The following is a 21,641-nucleotide window of genomic DNA, read 5'->3' on the forward strand; positions in this document are numbered from 1 at the left end:
CTCATATTCCTAATAAATTTCTGTTCGGAGGATATAAAACACTCAAGACAAGTTAAAACCCCAAACCACATCGTGATTGGGGTTAATGTAAAGTTCCTTCCTGGGTAGACCGGGTAGGGTGGGTTCTGTGGTCAGACTGGACTATTTAATAATGTAGAAATCATTATCCGTTTTTACCACCGAAGTTCGATGATACTTCTTTATATAAGGTTACCAATACTTTCTTAACGGCTTCGTAAGCTTGGAATATCATATCCTCTGCAGACTGTCCAGAGTCTGAGAAGTTACCTATCAAAACGTAAAAACATACTATTAAAACGATACTGAAGAATCCCCATTTTAGCAAATTTCCGATTGAACTAAAGAAACTCTTTATTCCATTGTGTAATACTGTGAACACAACTTTTACTGGGTCTTTGACGAGTGTCCGAATCGTCCAATCTACTGCGATACCAACTCGGTCGGCTGCAGTTTTCTTGTTAGCTTCGACATGCTTCTCAACTTCAACCATTTTCTCTTTAACAGGAATGATCTTATCTTGGTACTCTTCCTCCAACTTCTCAAATTTTTGAAGGTCATCTATAAACAATGTGGGTTCAACATCATCATCAGCTATGTTATACAAGTCCTGGTTTGAAGGGGCTAATTTCTGAGCGATCATAGCGGAATCAATTCTTAAGCTGTCTACTACTAAACGAGAATCCACTGTATCCATTGCTTTACGCGTTTCAGCGAAAAGCTTGGTGCTCTTCTCGAAAATATTATCAGGTTCAGGCGGACTGGATTCAGTTTCTATTGACTCGTCAGAATGAATAATTAGTCCAGATGAGCGTTCTCTCTCCGGCTCTGCCGCGGGAGTGTCAGGTTCATCGGTTTGATGTTCGGGAGTATCGCTTTCTAATGTCGGTACAGCATCATCGACTTCGGCTACTTGAACGACTAATTCGGCATGGTCGTCAAATGGTTCAGTGTCACTCTTCTCCCGGTCAAAATTGTGACTCGGATCGATGCCCATCCCGATGCCAGCATTGATCTCGCTTTCGTCAGTGGAGAAGAACGAGAAGTGCAGGTCGTCAATTGTATCGGATTGTGGAGTATGCGTTTCGTCCTTTGTCTTGGTTAAGGTGCTTGCTTCATTCAGTGTAGCTGTCATTATCATCACCCTTTCCTCTTGTTGTTAATAAGATTTTTCTCACATCAACTCATGAAATCGTTAGAGGTCAAGAACGTATTGAAAAACTGTTGCCTATATAAAATACCAACTAGTTTCATCGGCTAATTATCGATGCTTTGTATTTCAAGAACACAAGAACATCGGTCAGACGATATTAACTCAAAAATTCTCGAAAACCTTCGCGCGGCGGGATCTATACCCCTGAACAGAAGAAAACACCTCGTTTAGCGCGAGGTGTTTCTGTATTGTTGTATTTAATTCTCTGGAGAAAACACGATGAAGTTTAGATCGTCTGCCAACTCGACTTGCGTAATGGTGTCGCCATATTTAATGTACAAATCAATATTCCTGAAGCTATTTGGCTTTCGGAAAACCACTTTGAATGCACTTGCAGCATAACCAGTAAGATCAATGACAGTTTCAGGCTTCGCCTTCACCCTAATCTTTTTAATCAGCAGATTAGCTCCGTTGTAAATCACCACATTCCTTCTTCTGGAATACGCCAGAAGAATTATGATTAGCGGGGGAGTCGCCACTATCGGAACGATAGGGAACTTCTTGTCAGGCGATACCGGTTCTGGTTGTTCAATGGCTTCAATAACGAAGTCAACCCGTTGAGTACTCATTGATTCATTTAATTCGATTGACCGTTTTACTTCTTCTGCTACTTGCACCGATTCAACCGTAGTCGAATCTGAGTCTCTGTAGTCCTTGTACGCAACAACGTTGATCCGAGAAATTTCTTTGTCGGTAAATGGATTTTTCAATATAACCGTATGCTTCCCAAGCTCGACATTCTCAAAGCGGTACTCGCCGTTCTCGTTGGTAAAAGTAATTCGTGGATCGGAATGAAGTTCGACTTTTACTCCCTGCATAGGATTACCGTTCGCGTCCTTCACAACCCCGTATACAACACCAAACAGTTCGTTCGGCTCAGCTTCTTTCAGATACCTGAAGGTAACTGTTAAAGATTCACCATTCTCGCTGATAAATACCGTTTGCTTATCCGATCCGATCAAAGAGTAGCCAGCGATAATGGGGGCTTTGACCTCATTCAAACCTAAGTGCAAGGTATCGATTTCCTCAGTTTGGAGAAACTCCTCGGACTCATGATCTACAGCTTCAACGAGCAAAGTATCCATTTTCTTTTCAACCACTGGAGCAGGCACTGTGCTCACATGGCTGCTTCCTTCTCGGTCTGGATTAAGATCCTGATCCTTTTCATTCGATTTTGTTTCAGGCTCCGGCTGTGACTCTACCTTTGGTAATTCCGTCTTGGGTGTCGGTTCAGGTTTCGGCTCTGGTTTCGGCTCTGGTTTCGGCTCTGGTTTCGGCTCTGGTTTTGGCTCAGGCTTCGGTTCCGGTGTTGGTTCTGGCTTCGGTTCTGGCTTCGGTTCTGGCTTCGGTTCCGGTTTCGGTTCTGGCGTTGGCTTTGGTTCAGGATCAGGGCTAGGTGTCGGTTCAGGATTTGGCTTCGGCTCTGGTTCAGGTGTCGGAATGACAACGTCTTTCTTATAGAAATAGGTCAGCTTTCCGAATGGCTCGGCTGCTGTTAGTACGACATTTTTAACAGCTTCTCCAATTAGCTTATATACCCCGATAAACGCATCAGCTCTATATGAATGATCACCTAACGGCAAATCCGACAGAATTACATCTTCTTTGAGCTTACTGTTCGTTTCCCAATCAACAAATTCAACTGCTATACTACCTTTCGGTTCTGGTGATGGAACGACTGGCTCGAAATAGGCTTGGACGATCTTGTCCTCATCCATCTTAAACGAGAGCGACTCTTCAACAATTTCCTGTCCATCCATCATCCATTTAGTGAATTTATGCCCCTTAACAAAATTCATTGATACGGATATTTCAGTGCCTTCCTTAAACTGTCCTACTGCGCCGCGCACATCTTGGAACACTTCTTTCGTTTCTTCATTTAGAACATTGACTGTACCTTCACCTACGACTTCAACGATCAGCTTGAATTCCTTGGGCGGTGATGTAATGGGGATGAAGTGCGCTATCGCTTCAACATTACGATCCATATACAAGGTGAGACTCTGATCGTCTGACTCTAGCCCATTCACGACCCATTTCTCGAACTTATATCCCGGCGAGGGATTAGCCATCAGGCTGACCGATTCAAACTCGGGAAAATTCGTAACACTGCCAGCTGCGAACGGAGTAACTGTTCCCATTCCAACTTGATTAACCGTTAGCGTATACCGTGTAGGCTGTGGTTGGTTTTGCTTGAAGTGAGCTATTGCTGTTTTGTCGCTGTCCATTTTCAAGCTTACCCCATAACCAAAGGCATCGAAGTAATCCTCGCCATCAATCACCCATTTTTCAAGTTCATATCCTGGTACTGTATTCCGAGCAGAGATGGAAACCCATTCTCCGTCATCGTATTCGTAAGTGCCAGTTGCAGGAAAGGTTGTACCTTGCCCTTCCATACCGACTGTTAACTTATGCTTCGCTAATGAAGCAGAAGATTGGTAATAGAAAACGATGACATTGTCCTTGCTTCCAAAGGTGTCGAAAGTGAGCGGATAAATGCCATGAGATACCCCTTCGCTATGAATATTAACCTCTGTAGTTCCTTTACCAACAATGTTGTATTCGCCCGCTGTATCGGTAGTGGTCAATATCCCTTCATCCGTAATTGAACTAGTCATATTATCTGGCAGTCCTACATTGGAGATCGATAACCCATTTCTTGAATTAACTAAGTGACGCTCTGTGCCGATTTTGGAAGTGAAAATATGATCTTTGTTTAAAACATACTTACCTGAATCACCAATGAGGGAATAACCTTCAAAATTCTTGGCATTGTACGTAATGGAAGCGTTCAAGTCCAAAGACTTGTCCGCTGTCGAATATTCCTCAAAAGATAGCAATTCATCTGTTCCTTTGACACGATGCTCGACTCTTAACGTGTCAGCACCTTTAACGAATCGATAATTGTATTGCGGAGTATTGGCTCGGTTGTCGCCCCTCGATAGACCGGATATTTCTAACCAATCGTTGTAGAACTGTTTACCTGCTGCCTGGTCGTCAATAAAAATATAATTGTAGTCGAACAGCAACTGAGGTTTTGCTACTTGGTCGAAAAGTTTGAACAGCTTCGATAAAGTGGGAATGTTACTATTGGTTAAGAAATTGTAACTGAAATCAACCTTATTTGCATTTAGTGTATCAAGCATGCTTACATTGTTTAGCCCCTCGATGTTGGAGAGCCGGTTATGACTGAAATCAAGAACACTGGTCGTTGTCGCCGCTGTCTGCGGCTCGATCAACCTTCTCAAATTATTCAAGCCATCTAGGTCGGTTAATTTGTTATTGGACACATCTAAGTGACTTAGCCTTTCAAGACCGCTTAGCCCGTCAATGTTCTCCAACTGATTATTACTGAGATCCAGAAAATTTACCCCATTCAGGAAGCTCAGGGCATTCACTTCACGAAGCTGATTGCCGCTAAACTGAAATACTGCATTGTCTGAGAACTTAGGGTCGCGAAGGATACTGTCCTTGAATAGCTGCAGACCCTCTAAGCTTGTGAATCCCTTGAAATCATCGGAGCCGAATGAGAAGTGTCCTTTATTCTGGTAAAACCTTTGCATCCTCATTTCGACATCACGCTTATTGATCGTATCGTTGATCGTCCCGTTCCAGACTGGTGTTGTCCATAGTCCCCAAAGCTCGCCCATCCAATGAACAAAATAATCTGCCAGCTCACTACTTTGGAACAGCTCGCTCACGACAACATCTTCACCTCGATGGAAGCGAGACATAGCATCTTGTGATCCATAGTCTGTTTCTGTAGTCCAAGGCTCATCAATACTCAAAAAATTGATGTTTCGTTTACGTGCAAAGCTTTCTGCGGTCGAATTGTTATGTCCGATAATTGTAGCTTGGTATGGGATCACAATGTCCCAATCAGACAAACCATTCTTGTCACCAATTATCGTATCAGGATTTTTAAATACAATACTTTTAATTCCATAGCTGTACGCAAACGCATTAACCTCGACTCGCTCAACACTTTCAGGTATAACTACGCTCGTAATACTTTGATTACCCAGAAATGCTGCTCCAAAAATCCTTGAAACGGGTCGCCCTTCGATTGTCGCGGGGATGACCACATCTCCACCTGGTCCGATATACTCTCGGATATAGGCATAAGGTTCATTCATCCATTCCGGATTTAACTCGTAAACGAAGTGACTCGGATCGGAAGCGTATACTGCATTCGTAACACTGGTTTCACCGTAAACGGCATCCGTTACGCTCACTTCATTTCCGTAGTCGCTGTCACTTGGTTGATCATCAGCAAGAGCACTCATTGGGAATAACCCGATGAGTAGAGCGATCACCAAGAGAACTGAGATGATCCTTTTTCTTTCCTGTTTACTGTTTGCCACATCCTTCATCTCCTTACTTGTGCTTATTCTTTTTCTCTTGGTCTTATAAATTTGCTCTTGCTGACTGTCTTGAAAATCATCTAATCTCCACAACATTTTGAAATTTTTCTAGTAACTAAATGCCAGCAAATCGTGCTTCGATTAGCATAAAAGAAAATGCAGTGACCCCTAACTGGGAGATCACTGCACACATAAAGAAAAGAGCCAGATGCTCAATGCATCTGACCCCAATTTGGAGAATTATTCTGATTTAATGATTGCAATAAAATTTGTTTGATCCCAACTTACTTCGGCTCCAATAGATTCACTAGCAAATCTTAAAGGTACATAGGTTGATGAGTTATTGATAAACGGTGCTGTCGAAAGTGTAATCGCCTTGCCATTGACATACGCAGTCTTACTGCCGATTGTCAGCTTAACTGTAGTACTTTCTCGAACAATAGTTACTTCTTGCTTGTCATTATTCCACTTTACTTCTGAGTTGAGCTTCTCGAAAACTCCACGAAGTGGGATGAAGGTGCTTCCGTTGACGATCTTCGCAGGAGGATTCAAACTTACCAAATCGCCATTAATTGTTACACCGACATTGTCCTTGTTAAAGTTACCCGTGATTGCAGAAGTTGAACCGCTCGGTGGAGGGTTTACATCTCCACCTCCAGTAGGAGGGGTAGTTACGTTCCCATTAGAGCCGCTTGCTACAGTTGTGAAAGACCAAGTCTTGTTGAGAGTTTTGCCTGCATACTCGTCCTCATACAACGGCTTGTAATTGACAGATACCGTGTAAGTTTCACTGTTTTTCAAAGGTTGCTTAGTGTAGAAGAACCAATAACCCATGTACCATTCAGAGAAGAAAGGTACACTAGCGCCCTTACTATCTTTGATAGTTGCATCAATATTTTTAGTGTCTAGTACATGGGGCGGATAGAACGAGATAACATAGCCCGATCTTTCAATACCAAACTTTCTTAGCGGGTTAGGGTCTTCATCTGCTCCGACAAACGTTGTAGGTACATTCTTTTGACCATTGTAAGGGTACATCGAAATATCCGTTGTATCCGAACTACGGGTTTTTGATACCATTGCGAATTTCTTTCCCTCAAGTCCCACGCCTACTTCCGATGCGTAAGGATCTAGGAACGGTGTTCTGTGGTACGCCGTATTGACTAGGGTATCAATTGCTGCCTTTACAGTGGAGTTATTAACTGTAAGAACTTCAACTAATCCTTGAGCCAATTGAGAATCCCCACCTACCGCAAGTACTCTGTCCTTGGGCGTTACACCAGTGAAGCCCTTCTTACCCTCAATTTCATCATGGTCATAGGGATTACCAGCATTGAGGTATTTCGCATGGTTTTCAGCCGCTTTCGTAAGGAATGGGTTCAGCTTTACTTCGCTGAGTCCTGCATCCTTGCGGATTTTGTTGATGTAATCTAAGGCTTCTTTTGCTTCTTTTGAGTAACCATCATTTGAATTCGATACTTTATTATCAGAACCACTGTTAGATGAGCTTCCTGCAGTTGTGAAAGACCAAGTTTTGTTGAGTGTTTTTCCTTCATACTCTTCCTCATAGAGAGGTTTATAGTTTACTGACACCGTATATTTTTCGCCATTTTTTAGCGGTTCTTTCGTGTAAAAGAACCAATAACCCATATACCACTCAGAAAAGAACGGTACATTGTTTCCCTTGCTGTCCTTTATAGTTGCGTCGATATTCTTTGAGTCGAGTACATGCGGAGGATAGATTGAAATCACATACCCCGATTTGCTAATACCGAACTTACTCAACGGGTTTGGATTTTCAGCTCCAGTAAACGTTGTTGGTACATTTTTCTGCCAGTCATATGGATAGACAGAAATCTTAGTCGAATTTCCAAAAGATGAGTCCAGCATAACGAAATTCTTACCAACCATGCCAATACCAATCTCAGTAGCGAATGGGTTGAGGAATGGAACCCTATGGTACGCCGTATCGACCATAAGATCGATAGAGCCTTCTACAGTTGTCTCCGAATACGAAATAACCTCACTAGCACCTTGTGCTATATTTGAACCTCCAACAGCAAGAACCCTATCTTTCGGTCCTTCACCAGTAAAGCCTTTCTTGCCCTTTACCTCATCGTGACCTGTTTCTCCATTCGCGTCTAAATATTTAGCATGATTCTCTGCGGCTTTTGTAAGGTAAGGATTAAGCTTAACCTCATCCAGTCCTGCCGACTTACGAATTTTATTGACGTGAGCCAAAGCATCTTTTGCTTCCTTGGAATAATCGAAGTCCGCAGAAGCAATTTGGACTGGTTTTTCAGACTGCGCCGCGAGTGCGCCTTGACCCCCTAAAATAATTGAGAATGCAAGTATTACTGCTGTTAACTTTTTCGTTTTCATATTGACCTCCGATCTACAGGATTCGCTAAACTTTAAAAGAAGGAACTGTGTATCTGTCCCTTATTCCCACTCCATTCCATTTAGAAGGCATCATCTTCATTATATAAAGAACCCGAATAATAGTCTGTTGTATTTAAGTCACATCGATCCTACAATTTCAAACTCTCGCTACTTACGTGATTAATACTCATGCGGAAGCATGAATGTATAATACTTCATCTTCCCCTCATCGCCGTATACTGCCCAAACTACTTCTGAAAATAACTTCTTGTTGTCGATAGTGAGTAAATGACCGTCATTCCCATTCGTAACTACCGTTTTCTTCCCAACAGTCTTAAAAGACAGAAACTCTTCTTTGCCATAAAAGTGCTTGATGATTAATGAAATAACCAGTTGCCAATCCCTACAGCCAATCTCTCGAACCCCATGAGTCATTACTATTTGTAGGCTCAAACACTTACCTCCTCCGTCTAGCTGTTCTATAACCTTCATAATAATCCGTGTCCCTATAATCGCTTTTAATAGCTGCAACAGAAAGGGGGCGAACATCAATGTTGTTCTGTTGGTAGCCTTCAAGAATAGTCTCATAGTATATCCGAGTAGGCGCCGATATTGGTCTTGATTCGGCATTCATGATATAAACCATCGCTCCTAGTTCAATTGGAAGATCACTTTCATTAAACACGTCATTTTTTACACTAATCGATTCTAACTTTATCTTAATGATCTCTTTTCTGTAGAGTCCAACTGAAACGCCTTCATAATGATCTAAAGCGATTTCATCCCTTTCGGAGATCATCCACAACACAACAGGTACAAATAGTCCGATATGTTTAGAGATGGTGGCTACGCGTTTAAACACTAGCTCATGATCTTCAATACACCCAATCCCGATGATATACGCATCAGGACAACGCATCTTCATTTGCTTAATGTGCATATTGCTCCCGTAAGCTACATAAGGCTTCATACTCGGTACCTCCAATATCAATAGTTAGTTGGTAAGTTTACCTTGGATTACGATTGGTTGTACAGTGTTCAATAACGGTCAGGATCGCCCAAGAATACCCCGAATGGGGCTTACTGCGCTTCGACGTCTGACAAGCCCCGAGCGTCATCATTCGTTGGCGGCTCCCTCCATGCAGAATTACCTTCAAGGTACTTAAGTAGGTGATAACGCATGGTTTTGAACTCATCACCAATACCACCAAGTCTGAGAAGCCATACACGAAATGAATACTTCTCATTCCCGTTGTCAGGCACTGTTACCCGACTGGTTGCTTTCTTTTGGTTAAGGGCTTGAGCCGCGATGAGCAAACTCAACTGGATACTTGCTTTCACTTTGCCGGCATGCAAAGTTCCATTGAATAAACGGAACTCTACTGTCTTTAATCTGCCGCTTAATAACTGGTGCAAATTCAGTATCCGGTACCTGGAGTCGTTATATCGATCGTTTCGACGGAAGGGTAAAGCATTGAATCCGTGATACCAAACTTCTGCAAACTCCCCCATCGTCTTCGGCTTCTTTTTATTCAGCTTCTTTATAAACTCATCCGAAAGATCCAAGCAGTATCTGCGCCGATCCTGTCTGCAATCCAATGCCTTGGTCAGCAAAGATTGTTTTGCGTAGATAATATTACAAAGAGTTCTCAAGTTATTTGGGGAGAATCTCTCAGCTCCTACATGTACATGTAATCCGCAACTCTTGTTTACTAATGCGCCGCTTTCCTTCAATTCTCGAATTAATCTCTGCAATAAAGGAATATCAGAATACCCCAAAACAGGGGATACAAGTTCACACTGATAATCATCCGATACGATTACTATTTCGGAGTTCTCTTGTCGAACCGCTTGAACTGATGCGTCCTTAACGACTCTCCATATCCGTCCGGATCGATCCTTTATTTCATAAGTATCATGACCCCATCCACCAATTTGTGTTGGTCTGCCTGTGTCGAAGAAGTCCGCAACAACATGAGCTGCCACTGAACGTTTTATCCCCGTGAATTCTAATTCAAAACCGAATGATAAACTTGTGTATTCAACATGCACTCCCTGAGCCTCCTAACCAACCACAATTAACTGGTTAGTTATGTAATTTTTCTCAGGTTTGAAGTTACTTTTTGACGCACTTTTCATAGGTTTTTTGAAAAAATGTTGAGCCTAATTTATCTAAAATCAAAAATAAAGATCACCTTAGTGAAAGGTGATCACTTTGTAAGCTATAGATTAGACCCATGCCCCCAATGCCCTTAAACGAACATCAACGGGAAATGCTGACGAATTTCTAAATCACATTGATTACAAACGATAAAGTTCTTTTCTCCTGTTCCTATAAATTTAATCTCAATCCGATAATCTACATCAGGCATCACTTTTTCAGGTAGAAAGCTGCCGCGGCAAACTCCGCATGATCCGTGTAGTTTCATGTAACACTCTACGCAAAGCGACCCAATATCATGAGTAAGGTGATTAAACAGTACTTCAGCTTCGCTAGAACAAAATGTACAACATTTCATAAGAATCATCCTCCAATTGTCATTGAACGCAAAAAACCGCAGACTACGCCCGTTAATAGGCTTGTCTGCGGTGCTTCCGCTTCCAAAGAATATTTTATTAGTTCCAATATACCCCATCCGCGCACAAAGGACAAGATATACCATTTCATCGAAATGAACGACTTAAATCAACTTTTACCTTCAAGAGCCAGAATAAAGAGTCACCTTAAGTCCCTTAGCTGGCTGTTTTTACTACTTCTCAAACAAAAAAAGTCGGAAACTCTTCTATTGAAAAATTTCCGACTGTTCCAATCTTTACTTCTCGGATTTCTTTTGCTGGCTTTGATCGGACTTTATATCTTTACCAACAGAATCACTTTTCTTAGTTTGCTTTCGCATCCCATCGTCTTTCCTATCAGTACTCTCTGCTCTTCGGGATGACAGATCATCAATATAATTCTCAAACTTACGATCTTTCTCATTAGGTAGTACGGCATTATTCGATTGCCCATCTCTGCCGTTCATCGAAGGGTTACTCTTTTCATTACCATCTGAATGGCTCAGGTTAAGCTGATCGTGGTTATACATAATTCCTTTTCCGAATCTCGATCTCAACCCTGAAGGCTTATTACCACCCATCGGTCCACCATTAACTGCATTTTCACCTTCTGTATCAAGAGCGTGACTTAGAGCTCCATCAAATGTCCTGCTCATCGATGAACGCATATATTGTTTAAATGCAGTCATTGCACCTACTGCAAGCCCTACAGTTGCAAAAACAGTTGAAATAACATGCGACTTCAATGATGCGATGAGTAACTTCGCAATTTTCCAAAGGATAAAGACGTACAAAACGTCAACAGCCACCATTAATAACATGACTATCGAAGGATCGCTAACTCCGAGTGATGGCGTTCTTCCTCCAACATATCCCGTTAACCCTTCACCCATGAATAGTGAGATCACAAATGCAAACCCAATACTCGCTGCCAAGAAGATCAGAGACGGTATAAACAAATTCTTACTAATGGTTCTTGTCAGTCTCTCTGGAGGAACCAACACACTTGATAAGCAAATCGCAATGGTTAAGAACAAAAGCAACAGCAATACGAATAACTTCGCTACTGGCACAACGATGACAGCCATCAAATCACACAGAATCAAAAGTAATCCTGAGAATATCGACGTCTTTTCAAGAACCCGTGCGTACAGGTCTTGATCGTCCATTAACGCTTCTCCAGTAGAATTCATTAAGATCAGTCTCATGAAAGCATCGTAATTAAAGTTTTTTAGCTCAAAATTTTGCGGGTACAACGTACTACTTTCTCCAAGGAGCCTATTTTCAGAGAATTCACGATTAAAGTTAAATGTCGCCATCATTGCTGCTGCAGTAATGAGAACCTCATTATCGAAATCGTAATAGTTCGTTAAATACATTAGATCCTTGTACGTTGATTTCAGTGTGGACTGGATTCTCCGTTCTACATCAGTAAGCTGAGAGTAATTATACCCCTTCGCATACATATCTGCCTCAGAAAAGATCATCGGTCTTCCGGCATCATCGTATGCACCTGGGTTAGCCGTATCAGTAACATACACTTTTTTATTGGCAATTGGAACTTGTTTCCCCATTACATCGAGAGAATAAATCTGGTCAACCCAAGGTGAGTACAACTTCCAAACAGCTTTTAAGTCTTCTTTACGTTTCGCTTCTTCGTTAAATTTTGCCTTCATCGCAGGATCGGAAGGCTCTAATGCGTTTTTGAAGTTAAAGGTATCGACACTCTTCCCATTCGTTGCCGTCCACCTATATACATAGTCATTTCCTTGGTATAAATACGGAATCACGTAAGTAAATAACCCCTCCAGATCGAGGAAATCCCTCATTGAATTATTTACCTTCAGGTTATCACTTGAAGCCCTGAACACTTCTTTGGAAAGTAAGGCTGATTTAAACTCTCCATCAACTCTTGAATATCTGCTCTTCAATGCATTGTAGAAGTAATAAAACGGACTTTCAGTTGATAACAGGAAGGCTTCGGAATGCTCATCTGTCGCGGCACGTAATCCTGCATTAGAGTTGATATCATTTCGGAAAATGGCTTTAGAAACATCGGAACTATTCAACGCCCAATACCTATAGCTCTCCTCCATTTCAGAATTATCGGTGACTGATAGTGTTGCACTCGATTTTATTAACTGATTTTGTTGATCAGAGTATTGAACTTTCTTATTGTCGTCCAATAAAGACTTAAATCTGTACTCAGGGAAAACGAAGGATGACTCTTTAGCGTTTAATAATTTGTTGGCAGACTCATTTCTTGATACTGCTTTTTCTGTAAGTTTGGAGTACGAATTTTTGGCTGCTGTAGCTATAGCGTTATATGGTCTATATAAGTAGGTGACCAGTGGATCATTGAAAACATACTCTTCTTGGTTAATAAAACTGCTGAATAACCACCTAAAGATGTTCAGATTTTCATTTAACGTTTGAGTTATTTTCCCTTTGTTAAACATATCATCGAAAACATCATCTTTCTTAGGTGACATCCATTTAACCCGAACTCCAACATCTGAGGAATATGCCTCCCTTGCTAACTCCATGTTTTGAGCAATAATATAGTTTTTCTCATCATCCATAAGCTTTACATTACGCATAGAAGACAGTGCTTGCTGATGCTGAGTAATTGCCCAATAATTAAACCTCCCAGAATACAGCTTATCTCCTGCAGTATTTGATAAATTTACTACACTTGAAATAAAGAACTGAGGAATTATCAGTACGAAAGCCATTACGATGAAGATTAATACCCCTTCTCTAATTGAACGCACATGTGTTATGACCATTATTATCACGATCATCGCAACAAATAAGATCAGCAACAAGTATATTGACATGTAATCGTCCAGTAACCAAGAAGTTATAGGTAACTCCGTCAGACTAGGCGTATTGATGTAACCAACAATCGAAGCATATGATTGGTTTCCGCCTGCACTTACACTTAAAATATTTCCGATCCACGAACCGGTAATGCTTCTATGGGTGGATATAATCCAGCTGTCTTGTGCAGATTTGATCAGCTTATCTCTGTACTGATTTGGACCGTCCGAGAGAAGACCATAAATCTTCTTAACGATATCGGTTTGCATTTCCTGCATGGTTTTTTCTTCGGAAGCAACAACCCCCGATCCTCCGATGATCGTAACAAGGTCTAATCCCCCACCCATCGTATTCAATATAATTGTGGGCAATAAATCATTCTCGAAACGTTTGCTATCCCATTTTTCCTCACCAGTTTTACTGTCTTTACTCTTTTCGATGCCGAGTAGTTGCACCATGTAACCCCAATAGATACCTGGGTAGTTATTGACATCATTCATGATCGCAGTCCGAGTAGTATATTTACCTAGAACGCCATCTACTTCTGTTCCAGCGTACATGTTGCTCGTTAATTGTCGGGTAAAGGTACTATTCATTCCAAATACCCGATACACCATAGAATTATAGAACAGAGTAGAAATTGCATTTTGTCCGTTTGTCCCAACAACCTTCTTACTCGATCCTTTGACAGTATCATGACCTACGATTTTTCCGCCATTTCCTGACTGAAAAAGACCAGCACCATTAAATTCAAAGTAAGAATAATCATCAAATCCGTTATATTGTTTAAAGAAAGCACTCTTTCTTATCGCAATTGAAATATACCCCAGAAAAGAATCATATTCAGTTAAACCAAAGCTAGTTGGAGATATAAGTTTTGGTTGGTACCAGTTTGATCGTATAAGATTATCCTCGACGAGTGTCGATGAGGGCAACACATTATAAACGAAATTATTACTGTCGAATTTCAATAGCTTTAGCGCGGCATTAATTGTATCAGGATCATCTGTCCCAAAACTTCCCGAATCCAAAAAACTCTTTAACGCTTTAAACTCAGCAGAAGTTGAATTTAAAGTTTTATTGGTCGTGTTATCTTGAAGCCATTTCACTAAAAAATCTACTTGATCCTGTTCGTTACCAGAACTCTTGCTATCGTAATAATAATGAAGAAAGCCGTTGAAGGGTGACGAGAAGTAAGAGCCTTGATAAAACTGATATTGACCCGATACTTCTTTGGCGAACATCTTCTGCCTCATCATCAAAGCATCATCATCGGTTTTCCAATCACCTTCACCGCCGCTGGCTCCAGTTGGTACGTTGAAATAGTACATATCGTCAGCTAATTCATCCAATGAAAAAACACTGCCACCGAATAAGTATTTGGACAAAGTATCCTTCTGATCACTGTTGAGTGCTTCTTCATCTACAAAATATTTTTGTCCATTGGTGAATTTACTTGCATCAATGGTCAAAAAGATAAACGAATTGTTACTTGAAAAAGTGCTAGATACGGTTTCGTTAATATACTTCTGAACATCTTGATACGGATTTGAGGTGACCTTATCACTGTTCATGATCAAAGTGTCTGAATCGCCCAGACTTCGGAATGCTGAACCCCCTGATAGCTTTGTCATACTGGAATGCGATTGAATACCAAAGATACTAAGCATATTACTTCTGTTCATTGTGCTTCCTGCCGAAGAACCGTTCGTAAAGTAATCCTTAATGTTATAGTACGGAGTCATGAAGGGTTTTCCGTCTAAAAAGTTTTCCGTAATCTTAACTATACCGCCCATAACAAATACGTTTGCGACCGGAAACTTACCCCCAGTAGCGGTTCCAGAGAACACAACCGGATTTAATGCTGCAGGAAGAATCAGTACATACTCTTCTATTGCGACATTATCGTAAGCCCCCCAAATGTTACCTAATCCATCGATATACATGGCGGTTAAAGCCCTAAGTCCTTTCTCCTTATCCAAAATCAACTCTGGCGAATAAGAGAACAGTACTTGAATAGCTGCTCTTGTTGCTTTATCGTTCAAGTCCATTACAACATTGTCGCCTGAACCATTCTTCGCATATATTTTTCGATTCGTGTCTACTCCTGCCAGTTTGTTGTAAAAATCTTCTCCTGACATTGGAAGTGACCCATCTTGAGGAACGGACTTAAACAAACCGAAGGATGACTTTGAGGATTGGAATACCTCCATGATCGCATTGTATAACTTCGTATTGACGTCCACGATCTGCTTATAATTATCAGGCGATCCAAAAAATTTATTGCTCACAATCCTTGGAATGGTGTCCTGCTTATCCGTTGAAGCATCGACCATATCACTTAACTTGGTCTTCCCTGGGATAAAGAAATTGGAAAGAAATACCCCATACACCATCAATTCATCTCTAGAAACCCTGTCTACAGCAAGCTCCGTTCTGTCTTTCCGGAAGAAGTCAATCATCGAACGTGCCATAGCATTTGGGGAGTCTGTTGAAGGAGTACCGACTGCAGAAGCCGAATTTAGCGGTATGGATGTTATTAGAAGAAATACGGCAATAAGCGCCGCTATAAATCGATTTATACGCTTAGGTTGCAACCTTTTCACCTCCATCCTTTTCCCTGGCTCTTATTTCGATTTTGAAGCTCGCTCCTCAGCCCAGTGCTGAACTCGATCCAACCATGCAGTTATTTTCTCTAAGCGATTTAGCCACTTTTCGGCTCGGATCATCTTTTTCTGAAACTTTAAAAACTCCTTGTCACTGAGTTCATCTGAATGCATATCTGCTTCGACACCTTCACCGTGATCAATAACGAACCCATTGACCTGACCGCTCTCAATACCCCTCATTCCCGTCATCTCCTTTTCTGAAAATCGTTTTATTTATGTGCTACTTTTGTAATCCTTCTGCAAAATCAGATGTCGAAGTTGTGTTAATCTCAAACGTCATACAAAGGTATTTCTAGGTTTCATGTGTTGCGGGGTGATAAATGAACCACTCGAGGCTTCTTAACTCGACGATTTCGGTATTACTGCTGCTTAATCTAAAAGAAAAATCCCCTCATGAAATGAGAGGATTAATGTTTTATACAACTCCACTTCCAAGACTCAGGAGCCATGCGATAAGTCCGCCAAGCTCTCCGCCGATCAGGTAGAGCAAACAGAGCGAGAGGATAATGTAGGTCAGAACCCTTCGTTTGAAGTAAAGCATGTACGCATTTTTATAGCTGCCTGTTGACTTTAATGAAGCTTCTGTTTCCCTAACAGCAGAAATAGCATCATTGCTAATTCCGAATGGCTTCTTTCGCCTTTTATTATTCGCCTTCATGTCCATTGACTCTCTTGCTACAGGTAGTCCAATGTAAAACAAATCGGCAATCGATGTTGCAATCAGATAAATTGTAAGTAAGATCGCCCCTATGCCGAAAACTACTCTAACGTAAGGCAAGATCGGATTGATCCATATCATTGCAGTATACATATCTGCTGAAGCACTTTCCGTAACTAAAGGGATCAGCAACATTGAAACTTCACTGTTCAAAGCAGATATTGAACTCATTATTACTTGTTGCGTTTGATCCGAGACTGCCGACCCCTGAAGCGCCTCAACGAATTCCCTTAGCACTCTTTTCCGTGATTTTTCAGTTGCATCCTGAAAATTGGTATTGTTGAATTTTACCGTTCCGCTCGTACCATCGTAGACAAGAAGCCGAGAATCGGGATGATCTCCTGTGTTAGCTTCAAAATCAAGGTTAAGACGACTTCCTGCATTCCCTAATTTGCCCCAAACGTCTTGCATATGCTTCTTATCGCCTGAAGGAATCTCAATAGATTTTATATCTGCATCTGCTGCGGCGATTACTCTAGAAGAACTTAAGCAGATGAATACGGCACAGATAATCAGAAATGAGACTCTTATCTTAAATTTCACTGTATCAACCCCCTTCGGTTTGAACATCGGAACGTGATCTGTATGATCATGTCACTAGTGGCTTATAGTTGTTGTAAGGTTTATCTGGTAACAACTCTTGAAATGAAAATGCTATATGCAAATGGGCAAAAAAAAAATTCCCCTCTGGAATTGAGGGGAGCGAATGACTTACTCAATATTAACTTGCTAGTCCAACACGAGCATACATTGTATAATCAAGTACTTTTGATTGTTTAAACGCCATTCCATGTTTCCCATCCAAAGCAAATACCTTTGTACCTAGCTGATCAATCCTCACTGTATCAATCACTGAACTCGGTTCTTCTGTAGTTTCTGCTGGCGACCAGTAGGTCTTGCCATCAGTTTTAATTCCAAGTGCAATTTCAGTTTCGGATTTTGAAGTAGGAAGCTTACCCCAATCTGGATACTTATCTGCATTTACAACCTTAGCTGTCGTTCCTTCTTTGGATTTGAATCCTAAAAATGCGATTTCTATAGGCGAGTTGGTCTGATTCTCTACACTAAATGGAGCACTGATAAACGGATCAGTTTCTGAATTAGTCTTGATTGCGAAGCTCAGTGTAGTAGGAACGGTTACCACAATTATCGACGCTGATACGCTTCCAGTAATATCAATATCTCGACTAGATTCAGAATCTGAATTTCCTTCATCCCCACCGCTTCCCATTAATGAAAATGTAGGGAAGCCGTTATTTGTGTTACTCGCTAATAACCATTCAGCCTCTAATGCACCTCGGTTACTATTTAACAATTGTGCAAAATCAGCTGATTTCATTTCAACAACCGTCTTTGCAATTGTCACAACATTGTCGCTGCCGACCCCAAGCTTTGGATTTTGAGGAATGTTACTCTCTTTTATGTCGCTATCTGAATTCCAATATGAGGACGTGATCCTCCCATATCCATCACTATTATATCCAGAAAAGCCGCCGATTTCCCCTTCTCCCGAAAGATTTCCTGTAGCATAAGAGTTAGAAATAAATCCGCCATTTACTCCGACAAAACCGCCCACACGGATTCCTCCTGTTACATTTCCAGTTGCATAGGAATTCCGAATGTCTGAATAATTATATCCCGTCAAACCACCGATATCTACGCTGCCTGAAACACTTCCCGTTGCAAATGAATTGTAAATTTGACCCCCGCTATTATATCCAACCAAGCCTCCAATATGCCTGTTCCCTGTGACAGTAGCTGTTGAATACGAATCATAGATTCTACGATTATTATCACCAATTAAACCGCCAATTTTGTCATTACCTGACACAATCCCAGTTACGTATGCATTTCTCACCTCTCCAAGTGTACGCCCGATTAGACCTCCTACGTTATCCTTTCCTGAGATGTTCGCATTTACAATCCCTATGTTCTTAATAGTAGCTAAACCACTCGAAACCCCGAATAAGCCAACATAATCAGATGAAGACTTATTGATCGTTAAGTTACTAATCTTGTGATTCTTACCGTCAAATGTCCCAGAAAACATTTTCGATTGGGTTCCGATTGGGGTAGCCTCCCAACCTGACGCATCAATATTCTGAGATAACTCCAAAAACTTATTTTCAAATGAGTTGCCCGAGTTAACTTGATTAGCAACCCATTCCAAATGACTTACTGAACTAATCGCATATGGATCACCTTCCGATCCCGAACCTGAAGGAACCACTGGAGCTGCGTGAGACTTCATCGGCGTAAACGATGCAATTACCATGAAACTGAACATTGACATAACGAGAAACTTTGCAATGGACTTCATTCTCTTCACCATCCAATTCAAATTTTCAATCAAAGTAAAATGTGACGGGATATACACTCCCGCCACGATTCGTTAACTCCATATTTTAGTTTTCAGTCAGTGCAACTCTCGTATAGAGCTTGTAATTCAAAGTCTTAGCCGAACCCCATGCGTTACCATGTTTCGCATCTACCATAATGTCCTCTGTGCTGTTCGGTTCGAGCTTGATTGTTCCGGCTACAGTTGATGGTGTGACTCCATCACTTTCGGCAGGCGACCAAATAGTTGTCCCATTTGATACCCCCTTAATACCGAGGGCGATTTGCGATTCTGTAGCTGCTTTACCTAAGCCCTGCCATTCTTGATCAATATGCATCGATTGATCTACAACCTTAACAGATGTACCTGGCTCAGAAATAATACCAAGAATCTGAAAATCAATTGGAGCATAAGTGCCATTAGTTACCGTTGCAGGAACGGATGTGAAAGGAGCCGGTGAGTTCGGATCGATGGCGAATGCTAAAGCTGTTGGTGTTGTTACCACAATAATAGTAGAATCGGCGGTACCTGATACGTCAATCGTAGATCCGTTCTCGGGATCGATCGTTTGGTCTGCCGCCGAAGCAACAGCTGAACTTAACAGCATCGTCATCAACATTGCACTAACTGTGAACTTCTTTAGCATTGATTTCATCATTGATTCTGCCTCCTGTATTTGTTTTAGGTTCACTTCTAACTTTTTGCTCTTGATTATTCAAGAGGTATCGAACCAAATTGGCATTCCTAGACCCCCTTAGATTTATTAACTGCTTGAATCGCAACCTCAACTACACCAATGATATTGTCCTGATAAACCTCGTTATACCGGACGATCAGCTTGTTTATGTCCTCAGATAGCACCTTGGAAAGCTCTGCACTTTGGATGTATTGCTTTGGTTTTAATAATGGGGAAGTGTAGATGACTTCTCCCGCGTCTACAATTTCGAAGTAGCAGTCCACTGAGTTCTTTTCAGGATTGGCAACCATCAGATTCAGTACATTGCTTCCAGTTTCAAAAGTGGCTTCCGCATTAACTGCAGTAGTAAAAAGTGAAGCATCTTGTTTCTTCTTTAAATACTCTCTAATTTGCTCGTCCGACATATTCGGAAGGTCGCCATCAAGTACTTCACCTACACCTGGTCTTGCAATAGGATCATTGCGTTCCACTGGAGCTACGGGATCAGAAGAACAACTCCGAATAATCATCAATAAAATCGCTATAAGAACAACGATTCCAATGAGTAAAGTGACCTTCTTTTTCTTCTTTTCTTTACTTTGATTTTGATCAGAATACTGTTCATTGTCTTTGCTCACCTTGATCATCCTTTCATATCTGTATTTGGTTCCCTCCATCATCCTTTGTGTTTCAAGAGCAATCATCAATTACTGTTGCAAACATCGATGAAGTGTTCTTTTAGAAACTTCCTAAAAGATCCCACATGCAGGAACTGCACATGGGCAAAGGAGATTGAAATGCGGCTAAGATATTGAAAATCGGACCAATGGCTAATCTGATGTTCAATATCCACTTAATATAAAATTGATCAGCTATCCACTCCTAAAATTCATTGGATCTCGAGACTAGTTTTCAAATTTTCCGTAAAAATAAAAAAGTGCATCATACCCCGAAGGGAGATGCACTTGAAGATTTAGCAACTAATGTGTGTTATTGAGCAAGATCAGTTTCAGGCTATTGAAACATACTCGCCAGAAGGAAACATAATACAAGCAAATCGGTTTAATTTACTTTGCAATGGAATTAAATCACTCACAAAAGCACAGATATTCTTGGCTTTAGGCGGAAGAACGACCATAAAATATACACCCTGTAGTCTTAAACTTCGAAAAATCATCCTAAGTCGGCTTATTAAAAACTAAACCTTGACCTGTATTGTTCGTGTTTAATATCTTTCACTTCTCTGCCGCTGAGTATCGCCTGGAAAAAATCAACTGGATTATAAAACAAGGTGGTCGTTACTTTACAGGATCTTATTTTTGCAACTGGAGGAAGTAATAGTTTCACTTGAGCAAAAGCAAGTTCCCATTTATCCGGCTTTACGACCGCTATGAGCAAACGATTGAAGGGATTGCCACTCTGGAGACAGTATCTTGCTATTGAGGTAATTGATCGTATCTTGTCTCCTGAAGTGCTATCAGAAGATAATTTAATCGTATATACCCCGATGCCCCCGAAGAAATGCTCTCCTGAAAAGAATTTGAATTCGCGTGAACAATCGCAAGTTCCTGGGGAACGGAACGAAGTGTCGAAATATAAGCAGTTTACAGACGATACCGCGTTGACTATCTTGCAATCCCCATAAGCGAATTGATCGACCGTTGACTTCCTCTCCACTATTTCTGCAAAGCTCTCATCAATATATGGACGAAAGGCTGTTATTGAAACAGAATATGCAAGCCTTACCCAGTTCTCATCTCGATATGGAGCTGCCGCTAACTCACTCATTTCATCATATTTCATTTGTTCAAGGTTGGTTTTGAGGAAATGAACAGAAGTATCAGCAGGTAATTTGTATAGCGGAATAGCCTTTAAATACATGTG

13 protein-coding genes are annotated in these 21,641 nt (G+C 41.1%); all 13 read right to left on the bottom strand.

From position 1 onward, the window contains the following. Positions 1-163: 163 nt before the first annotated feature. Entirely contained in the window at positions 164-1,153 is a 990-nt protein-coding gene (locus BFJ94_RS14005) for a hypothetical protein (protein WP_162944283.1), read from the bottom strand. Positions 1,154-1,428: 275 nt separating this feature from the next. Then, positions 1,429-5,595 carry an InlB B-repeat-containing protein gene (locus BFJ94_RS14010; RefSeq protein WP_162944284.1) on the bottom strand — a complete coding sequence of 1,389 codons (4,167 nt, stop codon included), beginning with the start codon at positions 5,593-5,595 and terminating at the stop codon, positions 1,429-1,431. Between the two features lie 240 nt (positions 5,596-5,835). Then, positions 5,836-7,977 carry a stalk domain-containing protein gene (locus BFJ94_RS14015; protein ID WP_120463221.1) on the bottom strand — a complete coding sequence of 714 codons (2,142 nt, stop codon included), beginning with the start codon at positions 7,975-7,977 and terminating at the stop codon, positions 5,836-5,838. Positions 7,978-8,157: 180 nt separating this feature from the next. Next, positions 8,158-8,430 carry a hypothetical protein gene (locus BFJ94_RS14020; protein ID WP_120463222.1) on the bottom strand — a complete coding sequence of 91 codons (273 nt, stop codon included), beginning with the start codon at positions 8,428-8,430 and terminating at the stop codon, positions 8,158-8,160. A 4-nt stretch (positions 8,431-8,434) separates the two neighbouring features. Then, entirely contained in the window at positions 8,435-8,947 is a 513-nt protein-coding gene (locus BFJ94_RS14025) for a gamma-glutamylcyclotransferase family protein (RefSeq protein WP_120463223.1), read from the bottom strand. Between the two features lie 110 nt (positions 8,948-9,057). Then, positions 9,058-10,029, bottom strand: a complete 972-nt coding sequence (locus BFJ94_RS14030) for an amidoligase family protein (RefSeq protein ID WP_120463224.1) — start codon at positions 10,027-10,029, stop codon at positions 9,058-9,060. Positions 10,030-10,790: 761 nt separating this feature from the next. Then, the gene (locus BFJ94_RS14035) at positions 10,791-15,953 is read right to left on the bottom strand and encodes a flavodoxin family protein (RefSeq protein ID WP_120463225.1); all 5,163 of its coding nucleotides are present in this window, start codon (positions 15,951-15,953) and stop codon (positions 10,791-10,793) included. A gap of 30 nt (positions 15,954-15,983) precedes the next feature. Beyond that, positions 15,984-16,205, bottom strand: coding sequence for a hypothetical protein (locus BFJ94_RS14040; protein ID WP_120463226.1), 222 nt, complete (start codon positions 16,203-16,205; stop codon positions 15,984-15,986). Positions 16,206-16,440: 235 nt separating this feature from the next. Further along, positions 16,441-17,286: a hypothetical protein gene (locus BFJ94_RS14045; RefSeq protein ID WP_120463227.1), complete on the bottom strand. Its 846-nt coding sequence runs from the start codon at positions 17,284-17,286 to the stop codon at positions 16,441-16,443. A gap of 178 nt (positions 17,287-17,464) precedes the next feature. Further along, positions 17,465-19,129 carry a GLUG motif-containing protein gene (locus BFJ94_RS14050; RefSeq protein WP_120463228.1) on the bottom strand — a complete coding sequence of 555 codons (1,665 nt, stop codon included), beginning with the start codon at positions 19,127-19,129 and terminating at the stop codon, positions 17,465-17,467. Between the two features lie 19 nt (positions 19,130-19,148). Beyond that, entirely contained in the window at positions 19,149-19,739 is a 591-nt protein-coding gene (locus BFJ94_RS14055; RefSeq protein WP_120463229.1) for a hypothetical protein, read from the bottom strand. Between the two features lie 86 nt (positions 19,740-19,825). Next, positions 19,826-20,395 (bottom strand): hypothetical protein, encoded by a 570-nt coding sequence (locus BFJ94_RS14060; RefSeq protein WP_162944285.1) that lies wholly within the window; start codon positions 20,393-20,395, stop codon positions 19,826-19,828. 553 nt (positions 20,396-20,948) lie between these two features. After that, positions 20,949-21,638 (bottom strand): hypothetical protein, encoded by a 690-nt coding sequence (locus tag BFJ94_RS14065; RefSeq protein ID WP_120463231.1) that lies wholly within the window; start codon positions 21,636-21,638, stop codon positions 20,949-20,951. Positions 21,639-21,641 lie beyond the last annotated feature (3 nt).

Origin of the sequence: Paenibacillus aceti (assembly GCF_003614185.1) — a bacterium.
Lineage (GTDB): Bacteria > Bacillota > Bacilli > Paenibacillales > Paenibacillaceae > Fontibacillus > Fontibacillus aceti.